The organism is Dyadobacter frigoris (assembly GCF_005280585.1).
Lineage (GTDB): Bacteria > Bacteroidota > Bacteroidia > Cytophagales > Spirosomataceae > Dyadobacter > Dyadobacter frigoris.
In genome coordinates, this window is the sequence record NZ_SZVO01000001.1 from 217,064 (window position 1) to 242,294 (window position 25,231).

Annotated in this window: 26 protein-coding genes; 15 read left to right on the plus strand and 11 right to left on the minus strand. The window is 40.0% G+C overall.

Annotated features, from left to right (window positions below):
• Positions 1-91 precede the first annotated feature (91 nt).
• The gene (locus FDK13_RS35260) at positions 92-241 is read left to right on the plus strand and encodes a hypothetical protein (RefSeq protein ID WP_170982686.1); all 150 of its coding nucleotides are present in this window, start codon (positions 92-94) and stop codon (positions 239-241) included.
• 17 nt (positions 242-258) lie between these two features.
• Here FDK13_RS35260 and FDK13_RS00980 read toward each other — a convergent pair whose 3' ends face one another.
• Both FDK13_RS00980 and FDK13_RS00985 read right to left on the minus strand, forming a co-directional pair.
• Complete coding sequence (locus tag FDK13_RS00980; protein WP_137338109.1) at positions 259-879, minus strand: OmpH/Skp family outer membrane protein; 621 nt, start codon at positions 877-879, stop codon at positions 259-261.
• A 140-nt stretch (positions 880-1,019) separates the two neighbouring features.
• On the minus strand, positions 1,020-1,769 hold the full coding sequence (locus tag FDK13_RS00985; protein ID WP_137338110.1) for a copper homeostasis protein CutC: 750 nt from the start codon (positions 1,767-1,769) through the stop codon (positions 1,020-1,022).
• Between the two features lie 318 nt (positions 1,770-2,087).
• On the opposite strand from FDK13_RS00985, the gene FDK13_RS00990 reads away from it, so the two are divergent.
• Positions 2,088-2,309, plus strand: a complete 222-nt coding sequence (locus FDK13_RS00990; RefSeq protein ID WP_013927448.1) for a DUF2795 domain-containing protein — start codon at positions 2,088-2,090, stop codon at positions 2,307-2,309.
• Positions 2,310-2,365: 56 nt separating this feature from the next.
• Here the strand turns inward: FDK13_RS00990 and FDK13_RS00995 are convergent, their stop codons facing one another.
• Positions 2,366-3,868: a hypothetical protein gene (locus FDK13_RS00995; RefSeq protein WP_137338111.1), complete on the minus strand. Its 1,503-nt coding sequence runs from the start codon at positions 3,866-3,868 to the stop codon at positions 2,366-2,368.
• Between the two features lie 288 nt (positions 3,869-4,156).
• Here FDK13_RS00995 and FDK13_RS01000 point away from each other — a divergent pair, with 288 nt between their 5' ends.
• A complete protein-coding gene (locus FDK13_RS01000) occupies positions 4,157-4,798 on the plus strand; it encodes an AlbA family DNA-binding domain-containing protein (protein ID WP_137338112.1) in 642 nt (213 codons plus the stop codon).
• A 140-nt stretch (positions 4,799-4,938) separates the two neighbouring features.
• Here the strand turns inward: FDK13_RS01000 and FDK13_RS01005 are convergent, their stop codons facing one another.
• Both FDK13_RS01005 and FDK13_RS01010 read right to left on the minus strand, forming a co-directional pair.
• Positions 4,939-5,307 carry a DUF3127 domain-containing protein gene (locus FDK13_RS01005; protein ID WP_137338113.1) on the minus strand — a complete coding sequence of 123 codons (369 nt, stop codon included), beginning with the start codon at positions 5,305-5,307 and terminating at the stop codon, positions 4,939-4,941.
• A gap of 83 nt (positions 5,308-5,390) precedes the next feature.
• The gene (locus FDK13_RS01010; protein ID WP_137338114.1) at positions 5,391-6,530 is read right to left on the minus strand and encodes a cystathionine gamma-synthase; all 1,140 of its coding nucleotides are present in this window, start codon (positions 6,528-6,530) and stop codon (positions 5,391-5,393) included.
• A 131-nt stretch (positions 6,531-6,661) separates the two neighbouring features.
• Between FDK13_RS01010 and FDK13_RS01015 the strand changes: the two genes are divergently transcribed.
• From FDK13_RS01015 to FDK13_RS01055, 9 genes are all read left to right on the plus strand, one after another.
• Positions 6,662-7,339, plus strand: coding sequence for a VTT domain-containing protein (locus tag FDK13_RS01015; protein ID WP_229215855.1), 678 nt, complete (start codon positions 6,662-6,664; stop codon positions 7,337-7,339).
• 134 nt (positions 7,340-7,473) lie between these two features.
• Positions 7,474-9,066 carry a sodium:solute symporter family protein gene (locus FDK13_RS01020; RefSeq protein WP_137338115.1) on the plus strand — a complete coding sequence of 531 codons (1,593 nt, stop codon included), beginning with the start codon at positions 7,474-7,476 and terminating at the stop codon, positions 9,064-9,066.
• Between the two features lie 106 nt (positions 9,067-9,172).
• The gene (locus FDK13_RS01025) at positions 9,173-10,135 is read left to right on the plus strand and encodes a dihydrodipicolinate synthase family protein (protein WP_137338116.1); all 963 of its coding nucleotides are present in this window, start codon (positions 9,173-9,175) and stop codon (positions 10,133-10,135) included.
• Positions 10,136-10,161: 26 nt separating this feature from the next.
• Positions 10,162-10,701, plus strand: a complete 540-nt coding sequence (locus tag FDK13_RS01030; protein WP_137338117.1) for an RNA polymerase sigma factor — start codon at positions 10,162-10,164, stop codon at positions 10,699-10,701.
• A 132-nt stretch (positions 10,702-10,833) separates the two neighbouring features.
• Positions 10,834-11,424: an RNA polymerase sigma factor gene (locus FDK13_RS01035; protein WP_137338118.1), complete on the plus strand. Its 591-nt coding sequence runs from the start codon at positions 10,834-10,836 to the stop codon at positions 11,422-11,424.
• Between the two features lie 139 nt (positions 11,425-11,563).
• Entirely contained in the window at positions 11,564-12,652 is a 1,089-nt protein-coding gene (locus tag FDK13_RS01040) for a FecR family protein (protein ID WP_137338119.1), read from the plus strand.
• A gap of 187 nt (positions 12,653-12,839) precedes the next feature.
• Complete coding sequence (locus FDK13_RS01045) at positions 12,840-16,478, plus strand: SusC/RagA family TonB-linked outer membrane protein (RefSeq protein ID WP_137338120.1); 3,639 nt, start codon at positions 12,840-12,842, stop codon at positions 16,476-16,478.
• A gap of 13 nt (positions 16,479-16,491) precedes the next feature.
• The gene (locus FDK13_RS01050) at positions 16,492-18,180 is read left to right on the plus strand and encodes a SusD/RagB family nutrient-binding outer membrane lipoprotein (protein ID WP_170982687.1); all 1,689 of its coding nucleotides are present in this window, start codon (positions 16,492-16,494) and stop codon (positions 18,178-18,180) included.
• 191 nt (positions 18,181-18,371) lie between these two features.
• Positions 18,372-19,274 (plus strand): AraC family transcriptional regulator, encoded by a 903-nt coding sequence (locus FDK13_RS01055; RefSeq protein ID WP_137338122.1) that lies wholly within the window; start codon positions 18,372-18,374, stop codon positions 19,272-19,274.
• A 137-nt stretch (positions 19,275-19,411) separates the two neighbouring features.
• Here the strand turns inward: FDK13_RS01055 and FDK13_RS01060 are convergent, their stop codons facing one another.
• Both FDK13_RS01060 and FDK13_RS01065 read right to left on the minus strand, forming a co-directional pair.
• Entirely contained in the window at positions 19,412-19,846 is a 435-nt protein-coding gene (locus tag FDK13_RS01060) for a DoxX family protein (RefSeq protein ID WP_137338123.1), read from the minus strand.
• 118 nt (positions 19,847-19,964) lie between these two features.
• Positions 19,965-21,278: an MFS transporter gene (locus tag FDK13_RS01065; protein ID WP_137338124.1), complete on the minus strand. Its 1,314-nt coding sequence runs from the start codon at positions 21,276-21,278 to the stop codon at positions 19,965-19,967.
• A gap of 159 nt (positions 21,279-21,437) precedes the next feature.
• Between FDK13_RS01065 and FDK13_RS01070 the strand changes: the two genes are divergently transcribed.
• The 3 genes from FDK13_RS01070 (at position 21,438) to FDK13_RS01080 (ending at position 22,727) form a co-directional block, all read left to right on the plus strand.
• Positions 21,438-21,638 carry a hypothetical protein gene (locus FDK13_RS01070; RefSeq protein WP_137338125.1) on the plus strand — a complete coding sequence of 67 codons (201 nt, stop codon included), beginning with the start codon at positions 21,438-21,440 and terminating at the stop codon, positions 21,636-21,638.
• 49 nt (positions 21,639-21,687) lie between these two features.
• Positions 21,688-22,041 carry a hypothetical protein gene (locus tag FDK13_RS01075; protein WP_137338126.1) on the plus strand — a complete coding sequence of 118 codons (354 nt, stop codon included), beginning with the start codon at positions 21,688-21,690 and terminating at the stop codon, positions 22,039-22,041.
• A gap of 98 nt (positions 22,042-22,139) precedes the next feature.
• Positions 22,140-22,727, plus strand: a complete 588-nt coding sequence (locus FDK13_RS01080) for an ADP-ribosyltransferase (protein ID WP_137338127.1) — start codon at positions 22,140-22,142, stop codon at positions 22,725-22,727.
• A gap of 68 nt (positions 22,728-22,795) precedes the next feature.
• On the opposite strand, the gene FDK13_RS01085 is transcribed toward FDK13_RS01080, so the two are convergent.
• From FDK13_RS01085 to prfB, 4 genes are all read right to left on the minus strand, one after another.
• Positions 22,796-23,605 carry an alpha/beta fold hydrolase gene (locus FDK13_RS01085; protein ID WP_137338128.1) on the minus strand — a complete coding sequence of 270 codons (810 nt, stop codon included), beginning with the start codon at positions 23,603-23,605 and terminating at the stop codon, positions 22,796-22,798.
• Entirely contained in the window at positions 23,598-23,861 is a 264-nt protein-coding gene (locus FDK13_RS01090) for a type II toxin-antitoxin system RelE family toxin (RefSeq protein WP_137338129.1), read from the minus strand. Before FDK13_RS01090 ends, FDK13_RS01085 begins: the two co-directional genes overlap by 8 nt.
• A complete protein-coding gene (locus FDK13_RS01095) occupies positions 23,854-24,045 on the minus strand; it encodes a hypothetical protein (protein WP_137338130.1) in 192 nt (63 codons plus the stop codon). The genes FDK13_RS01090 and FDK13_RS01095 overlap by 8 nt, the downstream gene beginning before the upstream one ends.
• An 84-nt stretch (positions 24,046-24,129) precedes the next feature.
• A protein-coding gene (gene prfB, locus FDK13_RS01100) for a peptide chain release factor 2 (RefSeq protein ID WP_137338131.1) occupies positions 24,130-25,204 on the minus strand; the annotation gives its coding sequence in 2 pieces (ribosomal slippage) (positions 24,130-25,143 and positions 25,145-25,204; 1,074 coding nt in all).
• Positions 25,205-25,231 lie beyond the last annotated feature (27 nt).

Here is a 25,231-nt window from a genome sequence, read left to right on the forward strand (position 1 = left end):
AAAGTGCCGTAGGCAAGACCGATATTGTAGCCGTGGATTTTAATCCACGGGAAACGATGTTGGTTGGATTAAATAATTAAATGCCATCGGCATGACCGATATGATAGCCGTGGATTTTAATCCACGGGAAATGGCGGATGATAAATTTGAACAAAATGCCGCAGGCATGGCCGATATATTTTTTGCTATAAAAAACATAAAGGCGACCGATCTAAATCAGTCGCCTTTATGTCAATTTTAACCCTGATGGATTAAACCTTATTTCTTAGTAGAATCAGCAGCAGCTTTTGCAGCGTCAGTACCTTTATATTCCGTATTCAACCCCTCGATGATTTTCTGAGTTACATCAAGAGATTTGTCAGCGAACAAAATTCCACCACCCAAAGAATAACCTAATACATATTCGTATTTGTTATCCTTGTTATATTTTTCAATGTAAGCTCTGATTTGCTTGTAAAGCTCTTCATTTTTACCAGCTTCTTCCTGTTGAAGTCCAGCCATAGCCTGATCACGGTAAGCAACAAGATCCTGCTGTTTTTTTCCCAATTGCGCTTCTGTTGAACGAGCCTGGTCAGGTGTCATTGTTTGTGCTTTTTGTTGGAAAAAAGCAATTTCATTCTGCAATGAGCGACCTTTTGTATTCAACTCATTTTCCAACTGGAAATGTTTATTTTCCAAAGCTTTCTTAGTGTCCTTAAAGAAATCATAATTCGTCAAAAGTGAATCGACCTGTACATACACAGTACGACGGCCTGCAACTACTCCATCCGATCCTGCTGCAACGGATTCAGATTTACCTCCTGAGAAATGTAAGAAAAATAACACCGCTACGGCTATGCTAAGCACGATGTTCCAAATTAACGAAGTATTGTTATTCACGTTTTTAAGGTTTTGTTTTTTTAGAAAGAGCCGCAAAGATAATGATTTGTGTTTCAAGCCCTACAATTATGCGATTTTTTACTAAACTTAAAGTTAATCGCTATCCGTTGTCATGAACATCTTCTTAGCCAGGCCTTTGACTAGATATTATTTAATGATTTATCCGCAACTGCACTCACAATCGCTTCAACCAAACCTAAATCACTATACATTACCGACTTTTCATCTGGACTTTCGCCAGCCATGGAAATATCAGAAGGAAAATATTTTTGCCTTCCAGGGCGGAAAGATTTGGCTGTTAAGTGCAGAGAATGAACACCGGCATCTTTAAGTTCAGCGGCATTATTATGATTTACACCGCCGCCAGCCATGATTTCAATAGAGCTTCCGGCAGTTTTGGCCAATTGTTCCAAAAGCTTTATACCTTCCAGCGCATTAGGTTTTTGGCCCGAGGTGAGAATTCTTTCAGCACCAGTTTCAATGACTGCTTTCAGCGCTTTAACCGGATCGGGAGTAAGGTCAAATGCACGATGAAAAGTTACCTTCATAGGCGCGGCATAATCGACAAGCGCTTTCGTGCGTGCCACATCAACGTTTCCGTCCGGAAGAAGTATCCCCAGCACAACGCCGTCGGCTCCCAGTTTTTTGGCCATGGCGATATCCTTTTTTATGATTTCTTCTTCAAAGAAATCATAAACAAAATCTCCGCCACGCGGACGGATCATTACGAAAATTGGGATCTGGATGTGTTCACGAACCATTTCTATAAGACCGGCGCTTGGTGTAGTTCCACCTTCACCCAGTCCTCCACACAGCTCAATGCGTCCTGCACCGCCGACCTGGGCATTCATGCAGGATTCCAGGGAGTATGCGCAAACTTCAATTGTCATATTTGTTCAATTATAATGATCGGGAAATTTACAAAAGATTTCGTCCCGGTTTGAGAAAACAATTAATTCAGCAAAATGGGGAATAAGCTGAGGAATGATATTTTATATAATGCCAAAGGATAAAGTTAATAACCGGTGTGCACTTAAACTTTACCCTAATTTTATGATTTTCAATCTTTTAAGTTAATCACGAAAAATATTAAAACTAAAAAACAATTATTTTAGATTTTTTTTGTTTAAAATTATTAAAAGATGCAAATTTTTTTACTTTTGCAATCCTGAAAAAATTAAGTAACTATTTAATAGGCGAAAAAAATTATGTACTGGACTCTCGAACTCGCATCATATCTGGAGGATGCTCCTTGGCCAGCTACCAAAGACGAGCTGATTGACTTCGCAATTAGAACAGGCGCTCCGTTAGAAGTAGTTGAAAACCTACAAGAATTGGAAGATGATGGTCAGCCTTATGAAAGCATTGAGGAAATTTGGCCGGATTATCCGACCAAAGATGACTTCTTCTTTAATGAAGACGAATATTAATTAAGAGCGGCGCCATTAGGCGCCGTTTTTCGTTTGGCCTTGTTTATAATAAAGAATTACTTAGAATTTCGTTTCAATAGATATTTCTCAAAAATGCTTCCTTTTTTTAATGAGTATTGCTGCACAACTTCCTTTCCGTTGCTGTAACCCTTCTCCAGAAAATCGTAATAATTGTCTCCGGATTCCGGAATGCCAGGATTTTCTATTGTATTGATAAACCCTCTGTCCAGGCTAAATAATCGCTCATAGTAAAATTTCACAAAGCTCAGTGAGTTAATGGCCAGGAATAATGCTGCCATGATGAACCAGTTATTTTTTCTCCCATTCCTGTATCGAACTACCAGAGCATAGGTGATGCTTATTCCCAATACAAGCTGGGCTGCGATAGACGCTCGTGTATTTAAATCGTTGAAATGACCCATTTGCACCAGGCCTAACAGCGCGAAAGTCAGGAAAGATACCAGCAAAAGCTCCCTGTCGAATTCAAACAAACCTTTTCTGAAAAAAATAAACCAGATTCCAAAGAATCCGAAAAGGTAAAGTAAGTAATACAAAGGCCAGGTGCCACTCCCGGTTTGCCATATAAATAAATTACTCTCCATAGACGTCGCGTCAGAGCTCAGGAGAAATACGATCACCGGATAAAACGCAAGCAGCAGCAAAACACCGAATAGGGCTACGCTTAAAATAAACCGGAATTTATCCTGCTGAAATCCTTTAAAGACAAAATACAGACAAAAAAGAGAAAGGCCGACCGTCGTAAAGGGTGTCCAGAAAAAGGAACTGAAAATAAAAAGGGCAAAAGGATAAAAATATTTGACATTAGTAATGGCCGCCAGGAAAAAGCAAGTTCCCAGAATAGCCGGTAAAGTATGTTGCGGAGCTTCTGAAAGACTTTTTGAAAAAATAGGTAGCTGATTGAGTACGAATTTGCCATTAATAAGGATGGAGTTATTTTGAAAATTAACCGTTCCTGAAAATAATTTGCTTAATGCCGGTAAAAGCACGCTCACATAAGATCCGAAAATGATAAGTAAACTGATCATTATGCGCTGACGGTTTTTCAAGTCTTTAAAGCGGATCTGAATCCAGGAAAAACTTAATAAAAGTCCAAACCAGGTCCAGATAAAGGCGAAACCTTTTATGAAATGAATGGACGTAATTTTTCCGAGGAGCGAGGGAACAATATAATAACCCAAATAATAACACATATAAACATCACGATCCTGGTCATATAATGGCAGGGGTTGCGTGGCTAATAAATTGAATTTGAAATTATGCGCCTGATAATCATAGCTTTGATAATTAAATCCGCCAAATTCGGAAAAATAGGAAAGTGCTAATGAAATAAAGAAAGAAGAACGGAGTATCGGTTTTAAGGAAAACGGCAGGGAACCGGGATCCAGGTTTTTCTCACGTGTTTTATAGATGGAGAAAAACAGTACAAACGTTAGCGTAACCATTGAAATAATCGAATAGTTACTATTTACCCAAAAGAATAAAAAGAAGTAAGTAGGCAGTGTAATGTACAGTAAGGTTACAATGGTCAGGTTTCTCATGTAAGTTGGCCTTACGCTATTGAAGGCAGAAGTTGGGATAAAATATTCGATAGTGACGAAGAAATTCTATGCCAAATTAAATCTTTTTTCTGAGCCTTCATGATCCGGAATGGTACGATTATTTATTTGAATCAACTAGTTATAAGAATGATCATAAAATGTGCAAAGATTCATTGATAATATTTTTTTAATATCATGAAAGGAATGTAAATTGGTAACGTTGTTATGAAAAGCAAATACCAGAAAGCCCGATTGTTTTCATAGTTAAGTATCTATCCAGGCCAATTGATGGAACTACGATTGCTTAAAGAGTTGGTCAGAAGAGGTGAGGGTGATCATGTGGAATTCAAACTGAAATCCAATCACCCGGAAAAAATTGTCCGTGAGCTTGTTGCCTTCGCTAATTCGGGGGGTGGGAAACTCTTCGTCGGCGTTGGAGATGACCGGACAATCAAAGGAGTTAAAGACTCGTTTGAAGACGAATACACCCTCGTCAAGGCCATTGACACCTATTGTTTCCCCAAACTTGATTACCGTTTAGAAAGAATTCCTGTCGACACAGATCGTGAGGTTCTCGTTCTGACTATTCCGCGAAGTCTTGATAAGCCACATTATGTTGTGGATTCCTCAGGGATGAAAAAGGCTTATGTTCGTGTGGCGGACAAATCCATTCAGGCAAGCCGTGAAATGCGAGAAATTATGCGGCGTGGCCGTTTTAAAAGAGACGTGAGATTCCAGTACGGAGATAAGGAAGAAAAGCTGATGAAACTGCTCGACGAAAAACAAACTGTAACAGTTGAATTATTTGCAGCAGCAGCCGGCATTCCCAGAAAAATTGCTTCAAATACGCTGGTAGTGCTTGTTCTTGCCAATGTTTTGGAAGTACATCCGCACGAAGTTTTTGATCATTTTACAGTAGCGATGGCATGATCAGCCAGATGAAATTAAAAAAGCAGTCCGCCGACGCGCTGAAAGAATGATGACAATAACCTCAGTAATGAGGACGATAAATGACCATTGACCCATTGACGAATTCTCTCATCGCGACGGTGGACCGCTATTATATTTTTTTAGAAAGGCAAATCGTCAGATTCGTCTTCTGTAAAAGTTGTTACAGGAGGCAAAGTACTGTTGTTACTTGCTCCGCCAAAAGAAGCTCCGCCGCTGCCTGCACTTCCGGCTTTGTCAACTTTCCATGCTTTTATTTCTGTATACCAGCGATTGTTATATTCGCGGCTTTCAACATCGATGGATGCAGTAACAGCATCATTGATCTGTAAACCAGCCTGATCTATTTTATCACCCCACAATGAAATGCATACTTTTTTTGGATACTGCGAAGGGATTTCAAGAATAAATTCCTGCTTCCGCCACGTTCCATTTTTACCCTGACCAGACACTTCAGGCAGTAAAGCGATGATAGTTCCTGTTAATTCCATGAATAACCTGTTTGTTGTTTTGCTATAATGTAGAGATCAAAAGTAATGGTTTTGGCTTTGGAATGCAAAAGAGAATTAAAATCTTAACCAATTGCCTGTGCCAGATCTTCTATTAAATCCTCTACATCTTCGATTCCCACACTGAGGCGGATGAGCGTGTCTTTTAATCCTACTTTTTCCCTTTCTTCCTTCGGAATACTCGCGTGGGTCATGCTTGCGGGATGGGTGCAAAGCGACTCCACACCGCCTAATGATTCGCCCAAAGAAAATACTTCCAGACTTTCCATCACATGCACTGCTTCCTCATAATTGTCTCCTTTTAGCTCAAAAGAAATAATTCCGCCATATCCCCGCATTTGCCGGGTTGCTAAAAGATGTCCCTCGTGAGACGGAAGTCCGGGATAATATACTTTTCCAACTTTTGGATGATCTTCGAGCCATAGCGAAACCACTTTTGCATTTTCACAATGCCGTTGCATCCGGATATGTAAAGTTTTTATTCCCCGCAAAACCAGAAAACAATCCTGAGGCCCGGGAACCGCGCCGCTCGCATTCTGGATAAAAGCCAGTTGTTTTGCTAAGTCGTCATCATTGACAATGAGCGCGCCCATAACCGTATCGGAATGTCCGCCAAGATATTTGGTTACGGAATGCATGACAATATCGGCGCCCTGATCTAACGGATTTTGCAGATATGGCGAGGCAAAAGTATTATCCACGACGCTCAGGATTCCTTTTTGTTTACAAACGCTGGTTACCGCTTCAATGTCAATAATTTTTAACAAAGGATTTGTAGGCGTTTCAACCCAGATCATTTTCGTCTTTTCGGAAATCACTTTTTCGATTTCCTTGATATCACTCATATCAACAAAATGAAAAACCAGACCGAACGGCTCATAAATCTTTTTCATGATCCGGTAAGTGCCTCCGTAAATATCATTGGTAGCAATAATTTCATCACCCGGCCGGAATAATTTCAAAACAGCATCCGTTGCAGCAAGGCCTGATGCATAGCAAATTCCATGTTTGCCATTTTCCAGAGCTGCCAACGCATTTTGCAAAGCAGTACGCGTTGGATTATGCGTACGCGAATATTCATAACCTTTATGTTTTCCCGGACTTTCCTGAACATAGGTTGAAGTCTGGTAAATTGGTGTCATAATTGCACCTGTTGTAGGGTCAGGTTCAACACCTGCATGTATGGCTTTGGTCGCGAATTTCATAGAAAAATAGTTAGTGTCAATCCTCGAATTTGCAGTAAAAGACCAAAGATAACCTTCTGGAAAAACCTTTTACAGAAAGAAGTGGTTAATTTGGTAACTGAAATCATTGTACTGACTAAAAATATCTTCTTTTGGCGAATCCATTAGTAAAAAAACTTCCTTTACCTCTTGTCGTAAGCATTTTACTCACTGTTGTTCCATTAGTAACCACATCATTGCTTACCGCTTCGGCCGTGGCTCATGAAGAATTATTACGAAACTGGTCTTATGGAACCTGGATGCTGGTAACTATTGGACTAACCCTTACCTCAGCCATTGCGCTCACACCGCCAACATTTCTCGCTCTGGTTTTCGGTTATTTTTTAGGATGGTACGCAATCCCGTTTTTGTTTTTATTAAATCTCGGAGCCATTGCGCTTCTTTATATACTGGCTGATTTTTTCAATGCAGAATCGATCCGGATTTATCTGGTGCAGATTTATCCTGAAATCGAATCGCTCATTCGCAAATTCAAAGCAAACCAGTTCCGGCTGATTTTCTTTGCCAAACTTTCGCCTGTTTTACCCTTTACTATTACTAATTTATTTTTCAACGTAGTCGGCGCAAAGTTACCTCAAGTACTTGCGGGCGGGACGTTGGGTATGATCCCGCGTACAGTACTTGCAGTCTGGGCCGGAAGAGAAGCTCAGGAAATTCGTTATTTGCTGGAACATCCAAATGAAGGATTGGGAACAAAAATTCTTCTGCTTTCACTGATCGTTATTTCAACGGTTGGGATTGGATATCTGTTTAAGGATAAGAAGGATTGACAGTATTGACATACTTTTTTACTTTAAATTGTTTTGTATGATAAGATCGTATAATAAAAGGATATAAAACCACATAAATGCATGAAAGTAATCCTGTTTATTTGCAATTAAGTTATACTTATTAATAAAGTAGAATGAAATCCTTACCCGTTATCGATCTGATTATCGTTATAAGCTATCTGGTTGGGATGGTGGCTGTCGGTATTTATTTTTCCCGCAAGAACACAACCGCGGATCAGTTTACAAAAGCATCCGGAAGAATCCCCGGATGGGCTATCGGTATTTCTATTTATGCCACTTTTCTGAGTAGCAATACCTTCCTGGGTGTTCCCGGAAAAGCTTTCGGCAGTAATTGGAATTCTTTTGTTTTTAGTTTGTCAATGCCGCTTGCAGCCTGGGTTGCTACCAAGTTTTTTATACCGTTTTACAGAAATACCGGAACTGTTTCCGCTTATACACATTTGGAAGAACGTTTCGGTCCCTGGGCCAGGACGTATGCCGTTGCCTGTTTTTTGCTCACTCAGCTGGCTAGAATGGGCTCCATATTTTTCGGAATTGCACTTAGTCTTCAGGCATTAACAGGTTACCCAATGGCTACGATTATGATCGTAGTTGGGATTTGTATTGTACTTTATACCGTGATGGGTGGCATGGAAGCCGTTATCTGGACGGAAGTTGTTCAGGGCGTTGTTAAAACGGCCGGAGCACTTGTCATTCTATATCTGGTGATATCAGGAATGGAAGGCGGTGTTTCACGGATTATTGATATTGGAAAAGCAGATGATAAATTCGGTTTGGGAAGTTTTGCCCCTGATTTTACGCAGTCATCTTTTTGGGTTGTTTTGTTGTACGGTTTTTTCATGAACCTCAACAATTTTGGGATGGACCAGAATTACGTGCAGCGCTATCATACTACAACATCTATTAAAGAAGCGGCGGGTTCTATCTGGCTTTGCGTTTATTTGTATCTGCCGGTTTCGCTGATGTTCTTCGTTCTTGGATCTTGTTTATTTGCTTATTACCAAAGTAATCCTGATCTGCTTCATGCCGTTCAAATGCAGGTTGCGGTTGAACGTTTGCCGAACGGAACGCCCGAAGCTCTTCAAAAACTGGCGTCAACATTAAGTGCGGCGGATATTGGAGATAAAGTAATGCCGCATTTTATGGTCAATAAAGTGCCTGTGGGACTATTGGGATTAATTATTGCAGCCATTATGTCTGCAGCTATGAGTACGATCAGCTCGGGAATGAATGCTTCTGCTACGGTTTTTATGGTTGATATTTATCAGCGGTATATTAAACCGGAAATGACCTCGAAACAATCGATGACCTTGTTATACATTGCAACAACAGGTTTTGGACTTTTGGGAATGGTCACTGGTATCGCGATGATTGGTGTAAAAAGTGTGCTGGACGTCTGGTGGCTGCTATCCGGAATCTTTGCCGGGGGGATGCTGGGATTATTTCTTTTGGGAATTATTTCAAGAAATACAAAAAATGCCGAAGCGCTTACGGCTACGCTGATTGGCATTGTCGTCATCATCTGGATGACTTTTTCAAAACAACTGCCGGATGAATATGCATATTTACGAAACCCGCTGCATCAGAATATGGTGATGGTAGTTGGTACGCTGACTATTTTTCTGGGAGGTTTACTTTTAACACGGTTGAAAGGAAAACCAATAGAAATTGAAAAAGAAGCATTGGCTGATAACCCGAGTATATAAAATAGTAGTTACAAAAGTCAGAATTATATCCTGACATGAAAAAATAATCCGGCAAATGAGGGACCGGTAAAGTTACCCTGACACTTATAGATTTTTTAAAACTGGTATGACCGAAAAAACTACATCTTTGCCGCAAGGATTTATTCCTGTTATGTTAACTCCGTTTCTTGAATCGGGAGCAGTTGATTATGATGGCCTGAAAACGCTGACGGAATTTTATCTGAATGCAGGCTCTGCCGGGCTTTTTGCAACGTGCCTTTCGAGCGAAATGTACGAATTGAGCGAACAGGAAAGGATTGATGTCACAAAAACGGTCGTTGAGCAAGTTGCAGGAAGAGTCCCGGTTGTAGCAACTGGAACTTTCGGCGGACCAATTGCTGAACAGGCCGAATTTGTTAAACGTATATATGATACCGGAGTTGAAGCGGTGATCGTAATTTCCGGTCTTATCGCGGAGGAAAATGAATCAGATGAAATATTCCTTAAAAACGCGAAAGAGCTTATCAGTTTGACGGATAATATTCCATTGGGTTTTTATGAATGTCCGGTTCCTTATAAAAGATTGATACCGAGTACAGTACTTAAAGAACTGGTTGAAACAGGAAGAGTGATCTATCATAAGGATACCTGTTTGGATGACGAAGAAGTGAAACGCAGAATCAAAGTTGCGGAAGGGTATCAGTTTGGGCTTTATGATGCCTATATGGTGAATGCGGTATCGTCTCTGAAAGCAGGTGCGGCGGGACTTTCCTGTATCCAGGGAAATATTTATCCGGAACTGATCGTGTGGATCTGTAAATATTTCAACGATGCTGACCGTGAGGAAGATGTGAAAAAAGTGCAGCAGTTTTTTCTGGATTCAATGGATATTGTGCATTCGGCTTATCCTACAATCGCTAAATACAGTCTGCAAAAACGCGGCTTTCCAATTTCAATTTATACGAGAAGAGAAGTAGAAGAACTTACAGAAGAACTGAAAAGTGAAATGGATCAACTGCTTACGGTGGTTGAGAAACTTCAAAATGAATTGGGCATTACAAGCAATTTTACCGAATATCTTGTGAAATAATACGGACCAAAAAATTCCTAAATCCTATGAACTTTCCTAATGAACAAATCCTTTACCGCGTAACACAGGGAGACGAAGCGGCTTTCTCGATGCTTTATACGCATTTTCGTTCCCCGGCGCTGAAATTTTGTACTACTTTACTCAAAGATGAGGAGGAAGCTGAAAATGTTACTCAGGATGTATTTGCCAAGATTTGGGACCGCCGCGTGCAGATAAAACCGGAGCATAGTTTTCAAGCCTATTTGTTTGTCAGCTTGCGGAATCAGATTTTTGATCAGTTCAAAAAGTTTGAAAAAGACCAGCAATTGCGCCAGCAATATGTTGATCGGATGACTTTTTTGAATGATGAAGACGGTGATGATAAAGAAGCCCGAATCAAATTTCTTCTGGGTGCTGTTGAGTTACTTTCTGAGAGAAGAAAGCAAATTTTGAAACTCAACATAGAAGAAGGGAAATCGTACAAAGAGATCGCAAGTTTTATGAACATCTCTACCAATACGGTTAAAAACCAGTTAATCAAGGCAAAAGAAATTTTGCGCCGCCAATCCCGCCTGGCTATTTCATAATTAACAATTTTATAATATCAATAACGCCTGTTAACCTCATTTTTGGAGGTTAATTTACATCAGGTGACTTGATTTAAATAATTTTATTCGATATGGTTATTTAAATATAAATTATAATAATTATATTTAACTGTGAATAATCCTGGCTCAGATATGCTTTTGTGGAATACCTTCCGAGAAGGTAACCGGGATGCGTTTGCCAGAATCTATAATCTTTACATTAATGATCTTTTGTCGTATGGCTACCGGATTACGTCCAATCGGCAACTGATAAAAGATAGTATACAGGACTTGTTTCTTCATCTGTGGCTGCGCCGGGAAAATATTTCGGAGACTGATTCTATAAAATATTATCTTTTCCGTTCGCTCCGTAACCGCATTATTAAAAACATAGAAAAACAGGAAATTCAGCCTCAAACCGCGGAAAGTATTCTGGAAAATATCATTGGAGATTTCTCTTTCGAGGATACACTAATGGCGGAGGAAACGCAATCCGAACAAATAAGCCGCTTGCGCAAAGCGATTGGGAAGCTTTCAAAAAGGCAGCAGGAGGTTATTCAGCTGAGGTATCATGATGATTTCAGTTTGGAAGAAATCGAAAACCTGATGCAGCTAAACAATCAGTCCGTCCGGAATCTTCTGCATAGGGCTATCAGCCAGTTGCGTATTACTATTGAGATGGCCGGTTGGTCTTTTCCCTTCGTTCTTTCCTTCTTGTTCTAATTCTTTTTCAAATATCTTTCCCCGTTTTTAGGCTTCAAATCCACTTATTTTATTGATTTTATTTTTTTGTAAAAATTTTTCAAAAAAATGAGTACAAAGTTTCATCTTTCCGATTTAGGGGGGTAGATAAGCAATTGATATGTTTAAAAAATTCGCCGGATATTCTGTTGAGGATATTGTAAAGGAAGAAAAATTCATCAATTGGGTGAAGTTTTCTGACCCTGAAGAAGGTTTGTTTTGGAATGAATTTTTGAAAATGTATCCTGGTCAGCGTGATATTCTTGATCAGGCCAGGCAGATTGTTATTCAGCTTGCAGTAGCATCACAACTGCCTTTTGATCAGGAAGATGTTCAGGATATTTGGTTGAAAATAGAATCAGGTATGCTTGATGAGCCAATAAATAGCAGACCGGGATTCCAGTTAGGCTGGAAAAAATGGGTAGCTGCTGCTTCCGTAATTTTGGTTGCGGGCTTGCTTTGGTTGAATTACCAGCCTGCAAAAGTAAAAGCAGGAACCTATGCAAAACTGGTTGAAAAAGCGGAAATTCCTTTGAAAGAAGTAGTCAATACTACTTCTGAACCCGTTAAAATAACGTTGCCGGATCAGAGTATAGTAATGTTGGAAAAGAATAGCAGGTTGAGTTATGTAAATAATTTTGAAGGTAAAGAAAGAAAGGTTTTTTTGTCGGGAGATGCCTTTTTTAATGTAACAAAAAATCCTGACAAACCCTTCGTCGTTTATGCCAATGAGTTGGTTACAAAAGTTTTGGGGACAAGTTTTCGGATCAATGCATTTGAAGAAAATAAAGAGGTAACAGTTTCGGTCAGAACGGGCAGAGTTTTTGTTTTTGCCAATCAGGATTTTAGAATAGCGAATTCGGAAAAGAAAGAAGTTGTACTAATCCCAAATCAGAAAGCGGTTTTTTCCAGAAAAGACGAAACGTTAAGCCGTTCCCTGATCGACAAGCCTGAGGTTATTGTTTCACAGGAAGAATTGTTGGAACGTTCATTTTCCAATGCGCCGCTGCCGGATATTTTTGAGGCACTGGAAAAAGTTTACGGCGTGAAACTCGTGTTTGATAAAGAGGTTTTTGCGAATTGCCGGTTGACAACTTCCCTGGGTAGTGAAACCCTGTTTGAGCGGCTGGATATTATATGTGAAGCTGTTGAAGCGAATTATAAGGTCGTTGGTACCGATATAATGATTGATGGTAAAAAATGTAACTGAGTAATCCTAACCCACAAAACCATATAACCCAGCCGAGTATGAATAAATAATCCTTTACTTAAAAGTCTGGCGACATTCCGTTGGCCGGGCCCATGATTTCCTTTAACGTTCTTAAAAACGCCATCCATTCCAAAGTGGATGAAAGGATTGTTATTGCTTTTCTCAAATCAAGAACAAATCGAAGCTAATGAAAAAAGATCTACGTTTTCCCAAAATCTTATATCACCTCAAGCAAACTGTGCTTTTTCAGGTTTGCATGGCTGTGATTTTTGCCAGTGTTTCGTTTGCCGGTATGACAGATTCCCAAGATCTGCTTAACCGGAAAGTTAGCTTAAAAGTAGAAAACCAGAATGTGATCGGTATTTTGAACAGTCTGGAAAAACAAGCGGATGTCAAATTTACCTATCGTCCCAAACTGGTTTCGGGCGCAAAGAAATATTCTCTGGACATAACCAATGAACGGTTAGCAGATGTCCTGGATAATTTGTTAATCCCTTTGAAGATCAAGTACAGGATTATCGGAAAGCAAATTGTGCTGGCTCCAATTCCACTTTCTTCCAATTTAATTGAAAGCCAGTTTTTGGCAAGTCCTGATACAGAGAAATCGTTGATGAAAATTAGCGGGAAAGTTATTTCTGCCAAAGAAGGTACCGCTATGCCGGGTGTAAATGTCCTTTTGAAAGGCTCGCAAGTCGGAACAACAACTGACGTTTCAGGAGCCTATTCTATTGATGTTTCAGGAGATAATCCGGTTTTGATATTTTCCTATATCGGATTTAATCCTCAGGAAGTTCCGGTTTTGAAACAAAGTGTTATCGATATTTCACTGGTTGAAAGTGTTGAAACTTTGAAAGAAGCGGTAGTAACAGCTTTGGGAATAAAAAGAGAAAAGCGCTCGCTGGGTTATTCCGTCGGTAATATTGAGGGAACAGCATTGACACAAACGCCTCAAAACAATGTGTTGAATGCAATGGCTGGAAAAGTAGCCGGCGTGCAGATATCACAAATGGGCGGCGGTGTTGGTTCGTCTGTGAGTATGATTATTCGGGGAGCAAGTTCATTGAATGGTGACAATCAGCCACTTTTTGTTATCGATGGTGTGCCGGTTGCTAATAAATTGGGAAATGGATTTGGCGGAGCTGATATGGGAAACGCGATTTCTGATATCAACCCGAATGACATTGCAAATGTTTCTATTTTGAAAGGAGCCAGTGCAGCGGCATTATATGGATCAAGAGCGGGAAATGGTGTGGTTTTAATCACAACAAAATCCGGCGCGGCTGGGAAAAAAGGAATTGGTGTTTCGCTTAATACGGCGGTAACTTTTGAAATTCCGCTTCAATATATTCATGTTCAAAATAAATTCGGCTCGGGAAAAACAGGAGCTCACGTTTTGGAAGAACAGGAAAATGAAAGCTGGGGCGCGGCATTGGATAAAGGTGAACTTTGGGCACAATGGAATACAAATGGTGTAAAAACACCCTTAATTTCACATCCTGACCGTTTTAAAGATTTCTTCCAGACAGGTGTTACGAACACTAACAATATTTCTGTAAACGGAAATTATGACAAAGGCAATTTCAGGTTATCCCTTGGAAATATGACTAACAAAGGGATTATTCCAACAATGGATCTTTCCCGATTGACTGTCGCGCTTAACACAGCTTATAATATTACGGATAAATTAAAGGCAACTTTCAACCTTAACATTACAGAATCCGGTTCCAATAACAGACCATTAATTGACGCTTCACGTAATGATCCTGTTAGAAGTATTTACGAAACAGGAGCACAGGTTGATATTAATGATCTGAGAGATTACTGGTTGCCAGGTCAGGAAGGAATAGCGCAACGGAAATATAAGGATAAACAGAATAACCCTTTTTATCTTGTGCATGAAAACCCGACTGGTTTCAAACGTGACAGAACGGTAAGCAAAATTCAGCTGGATTATAATCTAAGCAAGGAATTTTCTGTCACAGCACGTTATGCAAGAGACGCTTACAATGAATTGTTTGAAGCAAAAAAGGCATTCAACAACTTTGAATATGTGAATGGTGCTTACAACATTAAAAACACTTTTACGAAAGAAACCAACCTGGATCTGATTGTTGCTTACAAAAAGAATTTAGGACCAAACTGGAGCCTGAATGCTATGGCAGGTGGTAACCGCCTTGAACAATATGGCCGTACTTTGGAAAATAACGCGGGCTCGTTGGTAGTACCTGGTTTATACAATATTGCAAATGGCGCTCCGGGAACTGTAACGTATTCAAGCGGGCTGACAAAAAAATTGCTTTATGGAGCTTATGGATCTGCTTCGTTAGGGTTTAAGGAAATGGTCTTTCTGGATCTGACTGCTCGTAACGACTGGACAAGTACGCTTCCGAAAGGCAACAATTCGTACTTCTATCCATCCGCTTCTTTAAGCGTTTTGATTTCAGAAATGGTGAATTTACCAAGCTGGATGAGCTTTGCAAAAGTGAGAGCGGGTTATGCCCAGGTTGGTAATGACGTTGCTCCATACAACCTGATTCAAACGTACGCAACGGCTGCGGATTGGGGAACGGCAAAAAGAATGTACATGGCAGGAACATTGAAAAACGCAAATCTGAAACCTGAGATTGCAACTTCAATGGAAGTTGGTTTTGATGTGAAATTCCTGAAAAACCGTCTGGGCCTGGAAGCAACTTATTATGATAGAAAAAACAAAAACCAGATTCTTGGAATCACTGTTCCGGACGAATCAGGAGCGACAAGCAAGCTGATTAATGCAGGTTTGGTTCAAAGTAAAGGATTTGAGTTGGGCATTATGACAACACCTGTTAAAACGGAAAATCTGACTTTTGATTTGAATGTTACGCTGAGCCGTAACCGGGCTTATATCCGAGAACTGGCGGATGGTATCACGTATTTTGCAACCAATGAAAGTGGCGGCGCTATGGTGCGGACTTACACGGGCGGACAAATTGGTGATATCTATGAGCAACCGATTCTTAAAGTTACAGATCAGAGTTCACCTTACTACAACTATCCGATTGTAACGGCTGGCGGTCTTTACCAGGCTAATACAGATGTAAGTCAAATTAGAAAAATCGGTAATTTCAATAACAAGTTCCTGATGGGTTTTCAGCCGACTGTGACCTATAAAAATTTCACACTATTTGCTAACATAGACTGGCGTCAGGGTGGATCTTTTTATTCTAACACCATGATGTTCCTGGGTAACAATGGCCAGAGAGAGACAACATTGACCGGCGTTCCTTATGATGCTTCACAAAGCCTGTCCGACCAGATTAAAGCTAATCCTGAGAAATATCTGGGGAACTGGGTAGGAGGAAGAAATGCAGAATATCATGGAATGGCGTGGCCTGAGGGAAGTACGGAATCCAAGATCAGAGTTCAGGATGCAAGTTTGGAGCCAGGTGTGTTTGCAACGAAAAATGCAGCCGGGGAGACGGTTTATACAGAAAACCTGGGTGGTGCGGGTAGCAAATGGCTGGATCCTTTCAGCGCCTATCGTTATGCTAACCGTCCTTTTCCAAACCGGAATATGTACAGTGCGACTTATGTAAAACTTCGTGAGGTTTCTATTAGTTATCGCTTGCCAAGAGCTTTTGTAAACAAGTTTAAAATACAAAATGCTTCGGTTGCTATTGTTGGTAATAACTTATATATGTGGACAAAGGCTGGAATTAAAGGATTTGATCCTGAAAAAGCTTTTCAACAGAATAGTACGACAGGGAGCTGGACGCAGGGTATAGAATATTACAATATCATGCCTTTCACCGGTTCATTAGGATTTAAACTGAATGTTGATTTTTAAACTGAAATACAAAATGAAAGCTATAAAATCGATATATATTACCCTTTTTGCTACGTTATGTCTTTTCATGACTTCATGTAATGATCTGACAGACACGAATATTAATCCTAATGCACCCGAGAATGTTTCGTCAAATTATGTTTTGACCTATGTTCTGACCAATACCGGGAAAATCGTGTATACGCTGGGAAGGGACGGATCCAAGATTGGTGCGACGATGCAATACATGCAGGCAGGCACCAACGAGGGCGCTGCCATTATCAACCAATATGCCTGGGTTCAGGAAGGTTGGCTGAGTGTTTCAGGTGCCACTGCGTTTGACGTATTGCGGAATAATAAGATTATTTATGACAATGGTGTTCGTGATAATAACCGTTTTTTTCAGGCGATCTCGCTTACGATGAAATCATTGGTTTTTGGGCTTATGGCAGATTTGTACGGAGATATTCCTTATTCCGATGCCTTGCAGGCTAGTTCAGGAGAATATTTTCCAAAATATGATGCACAGGCAGATGTTTACAAAGGAATATTGACGGATTTGAAAACAGCAAGTGATTTGCTGGGCAGTCTGGAAGCAAAAGATGCGATTAGCGCAACTTCTGATGTACTGTATAAAGGTGACGGGGCAAAATGGAAAAAACTTGCCAATTCGTTACGCCTGCGTTATTGCCTGAGACTGGCCGATAAAAAAGCAGAAATGAGTGCGCTTGGTATCAATCTTGAAACAGAATTTACCCAAGCCAGCGCCGGTGCTTTTGCGAGTACTGCTGATAATGCTGTGATGAGTTTTATCGGAACCACCGGGGATAACTCGAATCCGGGAGGACTTTTAAATTCTGCGAATCCCAATTATTTGTTGAAGCCTGGAAAACCATTTGTAGATAAACTGGTCACGCTTAAAGACCCACGACTTGAACGCTGGATTGCACCGGTTTTGAGAAAATGGGATTCAAAAGTTACAGCTGTAACGACCAAAACGGTTGTCAATTCTTATGGGGAAAGCTACTCCGTCGCGTACGTTCCTTCAACGGCAACGAGCGCGGATACTTCTTTGTATGTTGGCCTTCCAATAGGTATGTCAATTACTTCGGCAATTGCTTACAATAAGGGAAATGACGCGGCTACTTATCCTAACGAACGTAATCCGTACATTTCCTACATTCATGATCGCTACCGGAAAAATACGGATCCATATGTAACGATGGATCTGATGACTTACGATGAGGTAGAATTTATTCTGTCTGAGGCGGCTTTGCTTGGGGGTTTTGGAGCAAGCGATCCTGAAACGCATTACAAAAATGCAATCCGCGCTTCTATGACCAAGGCAGGTGTATTCACTTCGACGACGTTTAATTTTGATAATTATTATGCCCAGCCTGCGGTAGCTTACACAGGAGCTACTAATAAACAAGAGCGGATTATGGAGCAAAAATGGATATCGTCCTGGTTTGGAGTTCAGTCGTGGTTTGACTGGCGGCGTACAGGATTTCCTGCTTTAAAAACAGGAGCTGTGGCACAATTTGGCGCGGCACTTCCAATCCGGTATATGTATCCGGTTGCAAATGCTGATCCGAAATACCAGGTAAATTATAAAGCGGCGGTTGACAAACTGGTACCAACAAATTACGTTCCATCCGGACAAAGTAAGGATCATCATTATTCAAGAGTCTGGCTGATCCAGGGTTTGTCAAAACCATATTAAAATTTGGCAATCGGCGGTCGGCTATCAGCAATCAGTTTGAAGCTCGAAATTGTATCAAGACTGATTGCCGACAGCTGATAGCCGATTGCCAAATTTCTTAAATTTTCAAAGAATAGAAATGATGCGGTTGGTACTTATTAGGTTGAAAACAGTAGGACATAACAGATATCGTCCAGATTCAATTTTCTAATATGAAACCTCATTTTCATAAGGTCCCGATAAAATCCCAGAATTCGTTCAGCATCAGGCATGAACAGGAATCCAGCTTTGGTACTGTCTGGCATTACCATCCTGAACTGGAATTGCATTATCTGATCAAAGGACATGGCGTACGTTTTATTGGGGATGACATTAGTAATTTCTCGGACGGAGAATTAATTCTGCTGGGAGAGAATCTGCCGCATACCTGGAGGGTCGAAGGCGGAACGGGCAGTTCGGCTGTTGAGGTTATTATTATCCATTTTTTACCGGATTGCCTTGGTGCCGATCTGCTGAATCTTCCGGAAGCTTATCTTATCCCAAAACTTTTTGAAAAGGCTAAAAAAGGACTTGTTGTTAACGGAAAGGCAAAGGAAGAAGTAATAACACTGATGCGTTCAGCAGTGACGATGCAAAATCTGGATCGGTTAATCGCCTTGTTAACGATCCTTAAAATTCTGGCAGAAACCAATGAAACGGAAACTATTACTTCGGCTCATGCATTTTATAAATCCAACGATTCGGAAACACTTCGTTTGAATAAAGTGTATGCCTATACTTTGTCAAACTACAAAAATCCGATCACTTTACAGGAGGTTGCTGCGATTGCCAATCTGGGTGTGACGTCTTTCTGCCGTTATTTCAAACTAATGACGAAGAAAACATATAATGATTTTCTTGTGGAGATCCGTATCAGCCATGCATGCCGTTTTTTAATTGAAGACAGGCAGACAATCGAAGTAATTTGTTTTGAATGCGGATTTAATAATATCTCAAACTTCTATCGTCATTTCAAAAACGTGACGGATATGACACCTTTGGAATATAAAAGGAAGTATTTGTTTAAAGGAAAAAAGGAAGTAGGGAAAGTTGCGGAAAGTGTGAATAGATTTTGATAAAAGAAAACAGCATAAAAAAGACAGAAGTTTTATTAACTGTTTTTCTTATGCTGTTTTAAGCAAAAATATTATTTACTATAACAGTCTGACTGCCGGGGCGGCCCCGCCGAAAGCCGACCGCCGAAGTCAGACTGTTAATTATCGTGATTCTTCATCCATTCGTCCATCGAGAATTTTCCTGATCCGATAACGGTGAAAGTAATAACCAAAAAGAGTGTGATCACTGACAGCCATAATTCGGAATTGAAATAGGAAAAGCCTGTTCTCAGGTTTACCATGAATACTGCTGCAATCAAAATCGGGATTTGAAAGATAGATGCTGTTCGGGTAAGGCATCCGAGCGCGATCAAAAATCCTCCGAAGATGTGCGCAAATGCCACATAGTGAACGGCCATCACAGAATATAAATGAAAATCCATATTACTGATCAGGTGCGAGAGCCGGGCAGTGTCGCTGATAAAACTGATACCTTTTGCAAACAAAAGTACGCCCAGGCCAATACGAACTACATCCATCCAAGCCGGGTGATGTGTGTCACCCCAGCGCTCAATCCGGTTTATTGTTTCCATAACTGTCAGAATGTTTTGATTTTCAGAAAGTTATAAAATTACAAACAGGATGTCAATAGATAAATTATCTTTTTAATTTGAAAAGTACATTTTTAGCATTGTTTGAAACTTTTAACTCTTAATGTTCAATTAATGAGGTATGTTTTGTATCCTTCATCGTAATATAGACAATCAATGAAATCAAAATACAAACCGTTACGTACCAATAATAATAGCTTTCGTGACCCGCATTTTTGAACCAAAGTGCCAGATATTCAGCCGTTCCACCAAAGATGGCGACGGTAATGGAATAGGGTAGTCCAACGCCAAGCGCACGGACTTCAACCGGAAATAATTCAGCTTTTACTACGGCATTAATCGAAGTGTAACCGCTGACAATGAGCAGCGCGCCCATCAACAAACCAAATGCGCCCCACATGGTTGACGTATGGCTTAAAGTAGTCAGCAAAGGAACGGTGCATAATGTTCCTAAAACTCCAAATCCAATCAATAGTGGCCTTCTGCCCACTTTATCACTCAAAGCACCAAAAACAGGTTGTAATAATGCGAATATCAGGAGTGAGCAAAAAGTTAAAGTCGTTGACTGACCTTTGGTTAACCCAACCGTATTCACCAGGAATTTCTGCATATATGTGGTGTAGGTATAAAAAGCCAAAGTCCCGCCAAGCGTCAACCCTACCACAACAGAAAGTGCTTTTGGGTGTTTTAAAAGCTCTTTTATGGAACCTTCTTTTTTGGCAGGAGAAGTACTTTTATTTCTGAATGCTTCTGTTTCATGTAAGTTGCTCCGCAGATAAAGCGCGATTAACGAAAGTATGGCACCTATGACAAAAGGAATCCGCCATCCCCATTCGTGCATTTGCTGTTCAGTTAAAAATATTCTTTGCAGAATTAGCTGTAAACCAAGTGCAATTAATTGTCCGCCGATTAAGGTAACGTATTGAAAACTGGAATAAAATCCTCGCCTTTCTTTCGTTGCCACTTCGCTTAAATAGGTAGCGGAAGTACCATATTCTCCGCCAACACTTAGACCTTGCAATAATCTGGCAACCAATAATAGAATAGGTGCGGAGATACCGATCGTGCTATAACCGGGTAAAAACGCGATGAGTAGAGAACCAAAAGACATGAGCAAAACCGATAACGTCATCGCTTCTTTTCTTCCTTTTGTATCGGCGAGTTTTCCAAAAAGATAACCGCCGATGGGACGCATTAAAAATCCAACGGCAAAAATCCCTGCGGTATTGATCAATTGAACGGTAGGGTTGGAGCCGGGAAAAAATGTTCCGGCAAAATAGAGTGAGAAGGCTGAATAGGCGTACCAGTCATACCATTCAACCAAATTACCTATAGAACCGCCCATAATGGCTTTTAATCGCCAGCTGGTATCGTCTTTATGCGGAAGTGTCTCGGAAGTATTTGTTTCTATCATTAAAATTTAAGATTTTCAGGAAAAAACGGGAGTTCTTAAAGATAGAAGATTTTAGGGAGAGGTTAAGCAGACAGGTTAAAAATGTTACTTTCAGACTTAATATCGGTCTAATCGATTATAAACCAGAACAGTTTAAGGAGGAATTATAAAGAAGTGGCAATGAAAATATTTGCAAACAAAAAAATCCGGAATGTATCAATTGTATTGACGGTAATTCATGCACTCGCCTTGATGTTTACGCCAAGAACCTCATGGAGTCCTGATCCAAAGGAATTGGGATTTTGGCTGGCGATTGGTAGTGCTGTTTTTAGCACTGTTATGTTTAACGTTTTTTTTGTGAAATTTCCGGATAAGGATTGAAGAAATCCGGCTCTCTGTTTGGATCAATAATCCCTTAATTTAGCTTCAAATGAAAAATCTTCTCAAACTGGTTTTACTAATTTTTGTTTTATCGTCCTGCGCTTCGGTTAAAGTCGAGAGGTTAACCGGCAGTTCACCAAAATCCCGAAACTGTAATTTGGAGGTTTTTAATAATGAAAGTGAAGTAAAGAGAAAGTTTCAAGTGGTTTGTTCGCTTGACAGCAAAACGGGTAATTCTATCTGGAATAAAAGAACGGCCGAAGCAGCCATTGAAAATGCTAAAAATAAAGCGTGTGAATGCGGGGCAGACGCGATTGTAGTAACTTCTTCTGGTAGGACGAAGCTTAAATTTTATTCTTATCGGAGAGGTGTTGCTTCGATGAAAGGGGTTAAGTATTTGTAGTTTTTTTTGATTTATGGTTTCCCTTCACAAATGCGATTTTATGTCCATCTGTCATTCAGTATTAAAGTACACTTATAATTATAAATGCAATAAAAAGCATGAATGATAAAAGCTTTTATCAAGACCTAAACGACGAGGAAAGAAGATTTTTTGATTTATACAAACTTAATAATCCTTATGAAGGAAAAGTAGCTTTTGCTGAGGAATTGAACACAATGTTGCGGGAAAAAAGATGTATTGACTTTACTTGGCAGAAAGCCGCAAAAGTTTTAGATTCAATAATAAGCAAACATAAAAATGAATTTAAAGTTTGCTTATATCGAGCAACTCTTGACAAATTTTTAATTCCGTTTATAAAAGATGGTATTTTTGTTGACCTTGGTTTTATGTCTACTTCTAGAAAAAAAAGTGCGATCTTTAGGCATTATGGAAGTGCAAATAAAGGTACTCCTGCTTTATTAATTATTACTTGTCCAGTTGGTACTAATATGGCCCCCCTTGAAGGTAATGAATTCTCTGACCCAAGAGAGCAAGAAATATTGCTTGGGCGAGAGCATAAGTTTAAAATTATTAGAGAGTGCTTATCCTATGATAAAAAAGAAATTGCCGAAATCGTTGGTTTTGGAAAAGTGGAGCATACTAAAATAAAAATTTATGAAATGGAATTAATGGTTGATAAATGTTAGTTTCTATTGTGTTCTATCTAATATAAAGAGCCTTAGATAGAGCATAATTTATTTGCAATCAGAAATTACTATGTAACTCCTGTCAATTCCTGAATAATAACCTCAGCCTTTTCAACCAAATTCCCATGCCCCGCAGCAAGCAAAAAATACTGTTCCTCCGGAAGAAGCACAGATAATTTCTTGACATCTTTTGCCTTCAGCAACTTATCATATTTACCAATAAACAAATAAACCTTCGTGCCATCAAGTTTTTTATAAACCGCAGGAATATCAAATTTCAACATCCGGAAAGCCAGCCAGGAGCGATAAATGGTTTCCTGCCTTTTTGGATCGGCGAGCATAAATTGTGTAAAACGAATCAGACTTTTGTGGATAAGTCCCAATTTTTCAAACAAATTGGCTGATTTAATTAAAATATCAGGATTTTGAAGTACACAGTGAAAAATTTTTCGGGTTGGCCAGAAACGTGAGGCCAGCGTATATAGCGGATGTTCGGAAACTCCGTCCGGGGCGATCAAAAATGCGTTATCGATATTTTTTGAAAATTCTTCCAGAGTGGCCAGTGCAAATCTCCCGCCCATACTGAATGCAGCGATATCAAAACGGTCAATTTGATTTTCTTCTAAAAATTCAGAAATCAGTTTTTTCCATAATGTTTTGGTAACGATATCCTGATCAGAAAAATCATCATTTCCGTGAACACCTTTACTTTGCCCGTGGAAAAATAAATCGAAAGCGTAGATTGTATAGTGATCTCCTAAAAGTTCTGAAAAGGATTGAAAACAAGTTAAGCCGGTCTGGCCAATGCCGTGGAAGGCTAGAAGGATTTTTGGGCCGTGACCGAGTTTATAATGATGAAGAATTTTAATTTCACTCATAAGCGTCTCTTCGATGCCTGACACCAGAAACTTCTACAATCCTGATAACGTCGTCAATTGAATACAGAACGCGGTAATTTCCAATTCTGATTCTGTATATACTTTGGGTTGAAATTAACTTTTTACAACCCGATGGACGTGGCTCAATAGATAATAATTGGATGGCAGGAACAATTCGTTGTACTTCTATTTTTTGAAGCTTGCGGATTTCCTTTTGAGCGGAACTAGTAATAATTACTTCATAAATTTTAGGCATCGAATTTTCCTTCTGCCGTTAATTCCTGAACAAATTTATCAAGAGACATAGAGTCTTCTGTCTTTCTTTCTTCTACAAGAAGAGCATCCAATATGTCTTCTACAATCTGTCCGTGCTCTTCTAACGAAATAATGAGATCGGTCTTTTGACCTTTTTCATTGGTTATATATCGAATACCAGTCATAGCTTTTTTTTATAAATATAAAAAAACCTCCGGACAAATCCATTTATGAATAACGTCCGGAGGTTTTCTGAAACTCAATATTTCTTAATATTCCATCAAATAAGCTTTAATGAAATCATTGATCTCACCATTCAATACCGCATCCGTATTGGAAGTTTGGTGATCCGTGCGGTGATCTTTTACCCGGCGGTCATCCAATACATAACTGCGGATTTGAGAACCCCATTCGATTTTACGTTTGGAAGCTTCCACTTCTGCGCGTGCAGCGTTACGTTTTTCAAGTTCTGCCTGATAAAGACGGGATTTCAATAACCTAATCGCAACTTCTTTATTCATCAACTGAGAACGTTCCTGCTGACAGGCGATCACGATGCCCGAAGGTTTATGATGCAGACGAACGGCCGTTTCCACTTTATTTACATTTTGTCCACCAGCACCACCAGATCGATAGGTATCCCAGGTAATATCAGCAAGATTGACATCGATTTCAATCGTATCGTCAGCCAGGGGATAAACATAAACCGAAGTAAATGAAGTATGGCGACGGGCATTGGAATCAAAAGGTGAAATCCGAACCAGACGGTGAACACCGTTTTCTGACTTCAAATTTCCATAAGCATATTCACCGGAAATTTCCAATGTTACAGATTTGATACCAGCCACATCTCCATCCTGCAAATCCACCTCACGCACTTTGTAGCCATTTTTCTCAGCCCACATGATGTACATCCGCATCAGCATTGATGCCCAATCCTGCGATTCGGTACCACCGGCACCTGAGTTAATTTCAATAACGGCCGGAAGTTCGTCGCCTTCTTCGCCCATCATTTTGCGGAATTCAATTTCGTCAAGTTTCGCTTCCAGCTTTTGGCCTTCCTCGTCTACCTCTTCCTCGGTAGCTTCGCTTGCTTCATAGAATTCCCAGATTGTATCAAGGTCGTCGCGTAATCTTGAAAGATCTTCAAATCCCGTTGTCCAGAATTTAAGTCCGCGAATTTCCTTCATTGTTTTCTCCGCCCGCTCCGAGTCGCCCCAGAATTCCGGTTGAGAAGTTTGTTGTTCAAGGTCGTCTAGCTGTTTTTTTCGGTTAGCGTAGTCAAAGATACCTCCCCAAAGCCTCTACACGGGCCTTCAAGTCTTTCAATTGATCAAGTGTCATTGAATTTTTTGAATTTATAGTTGAAAA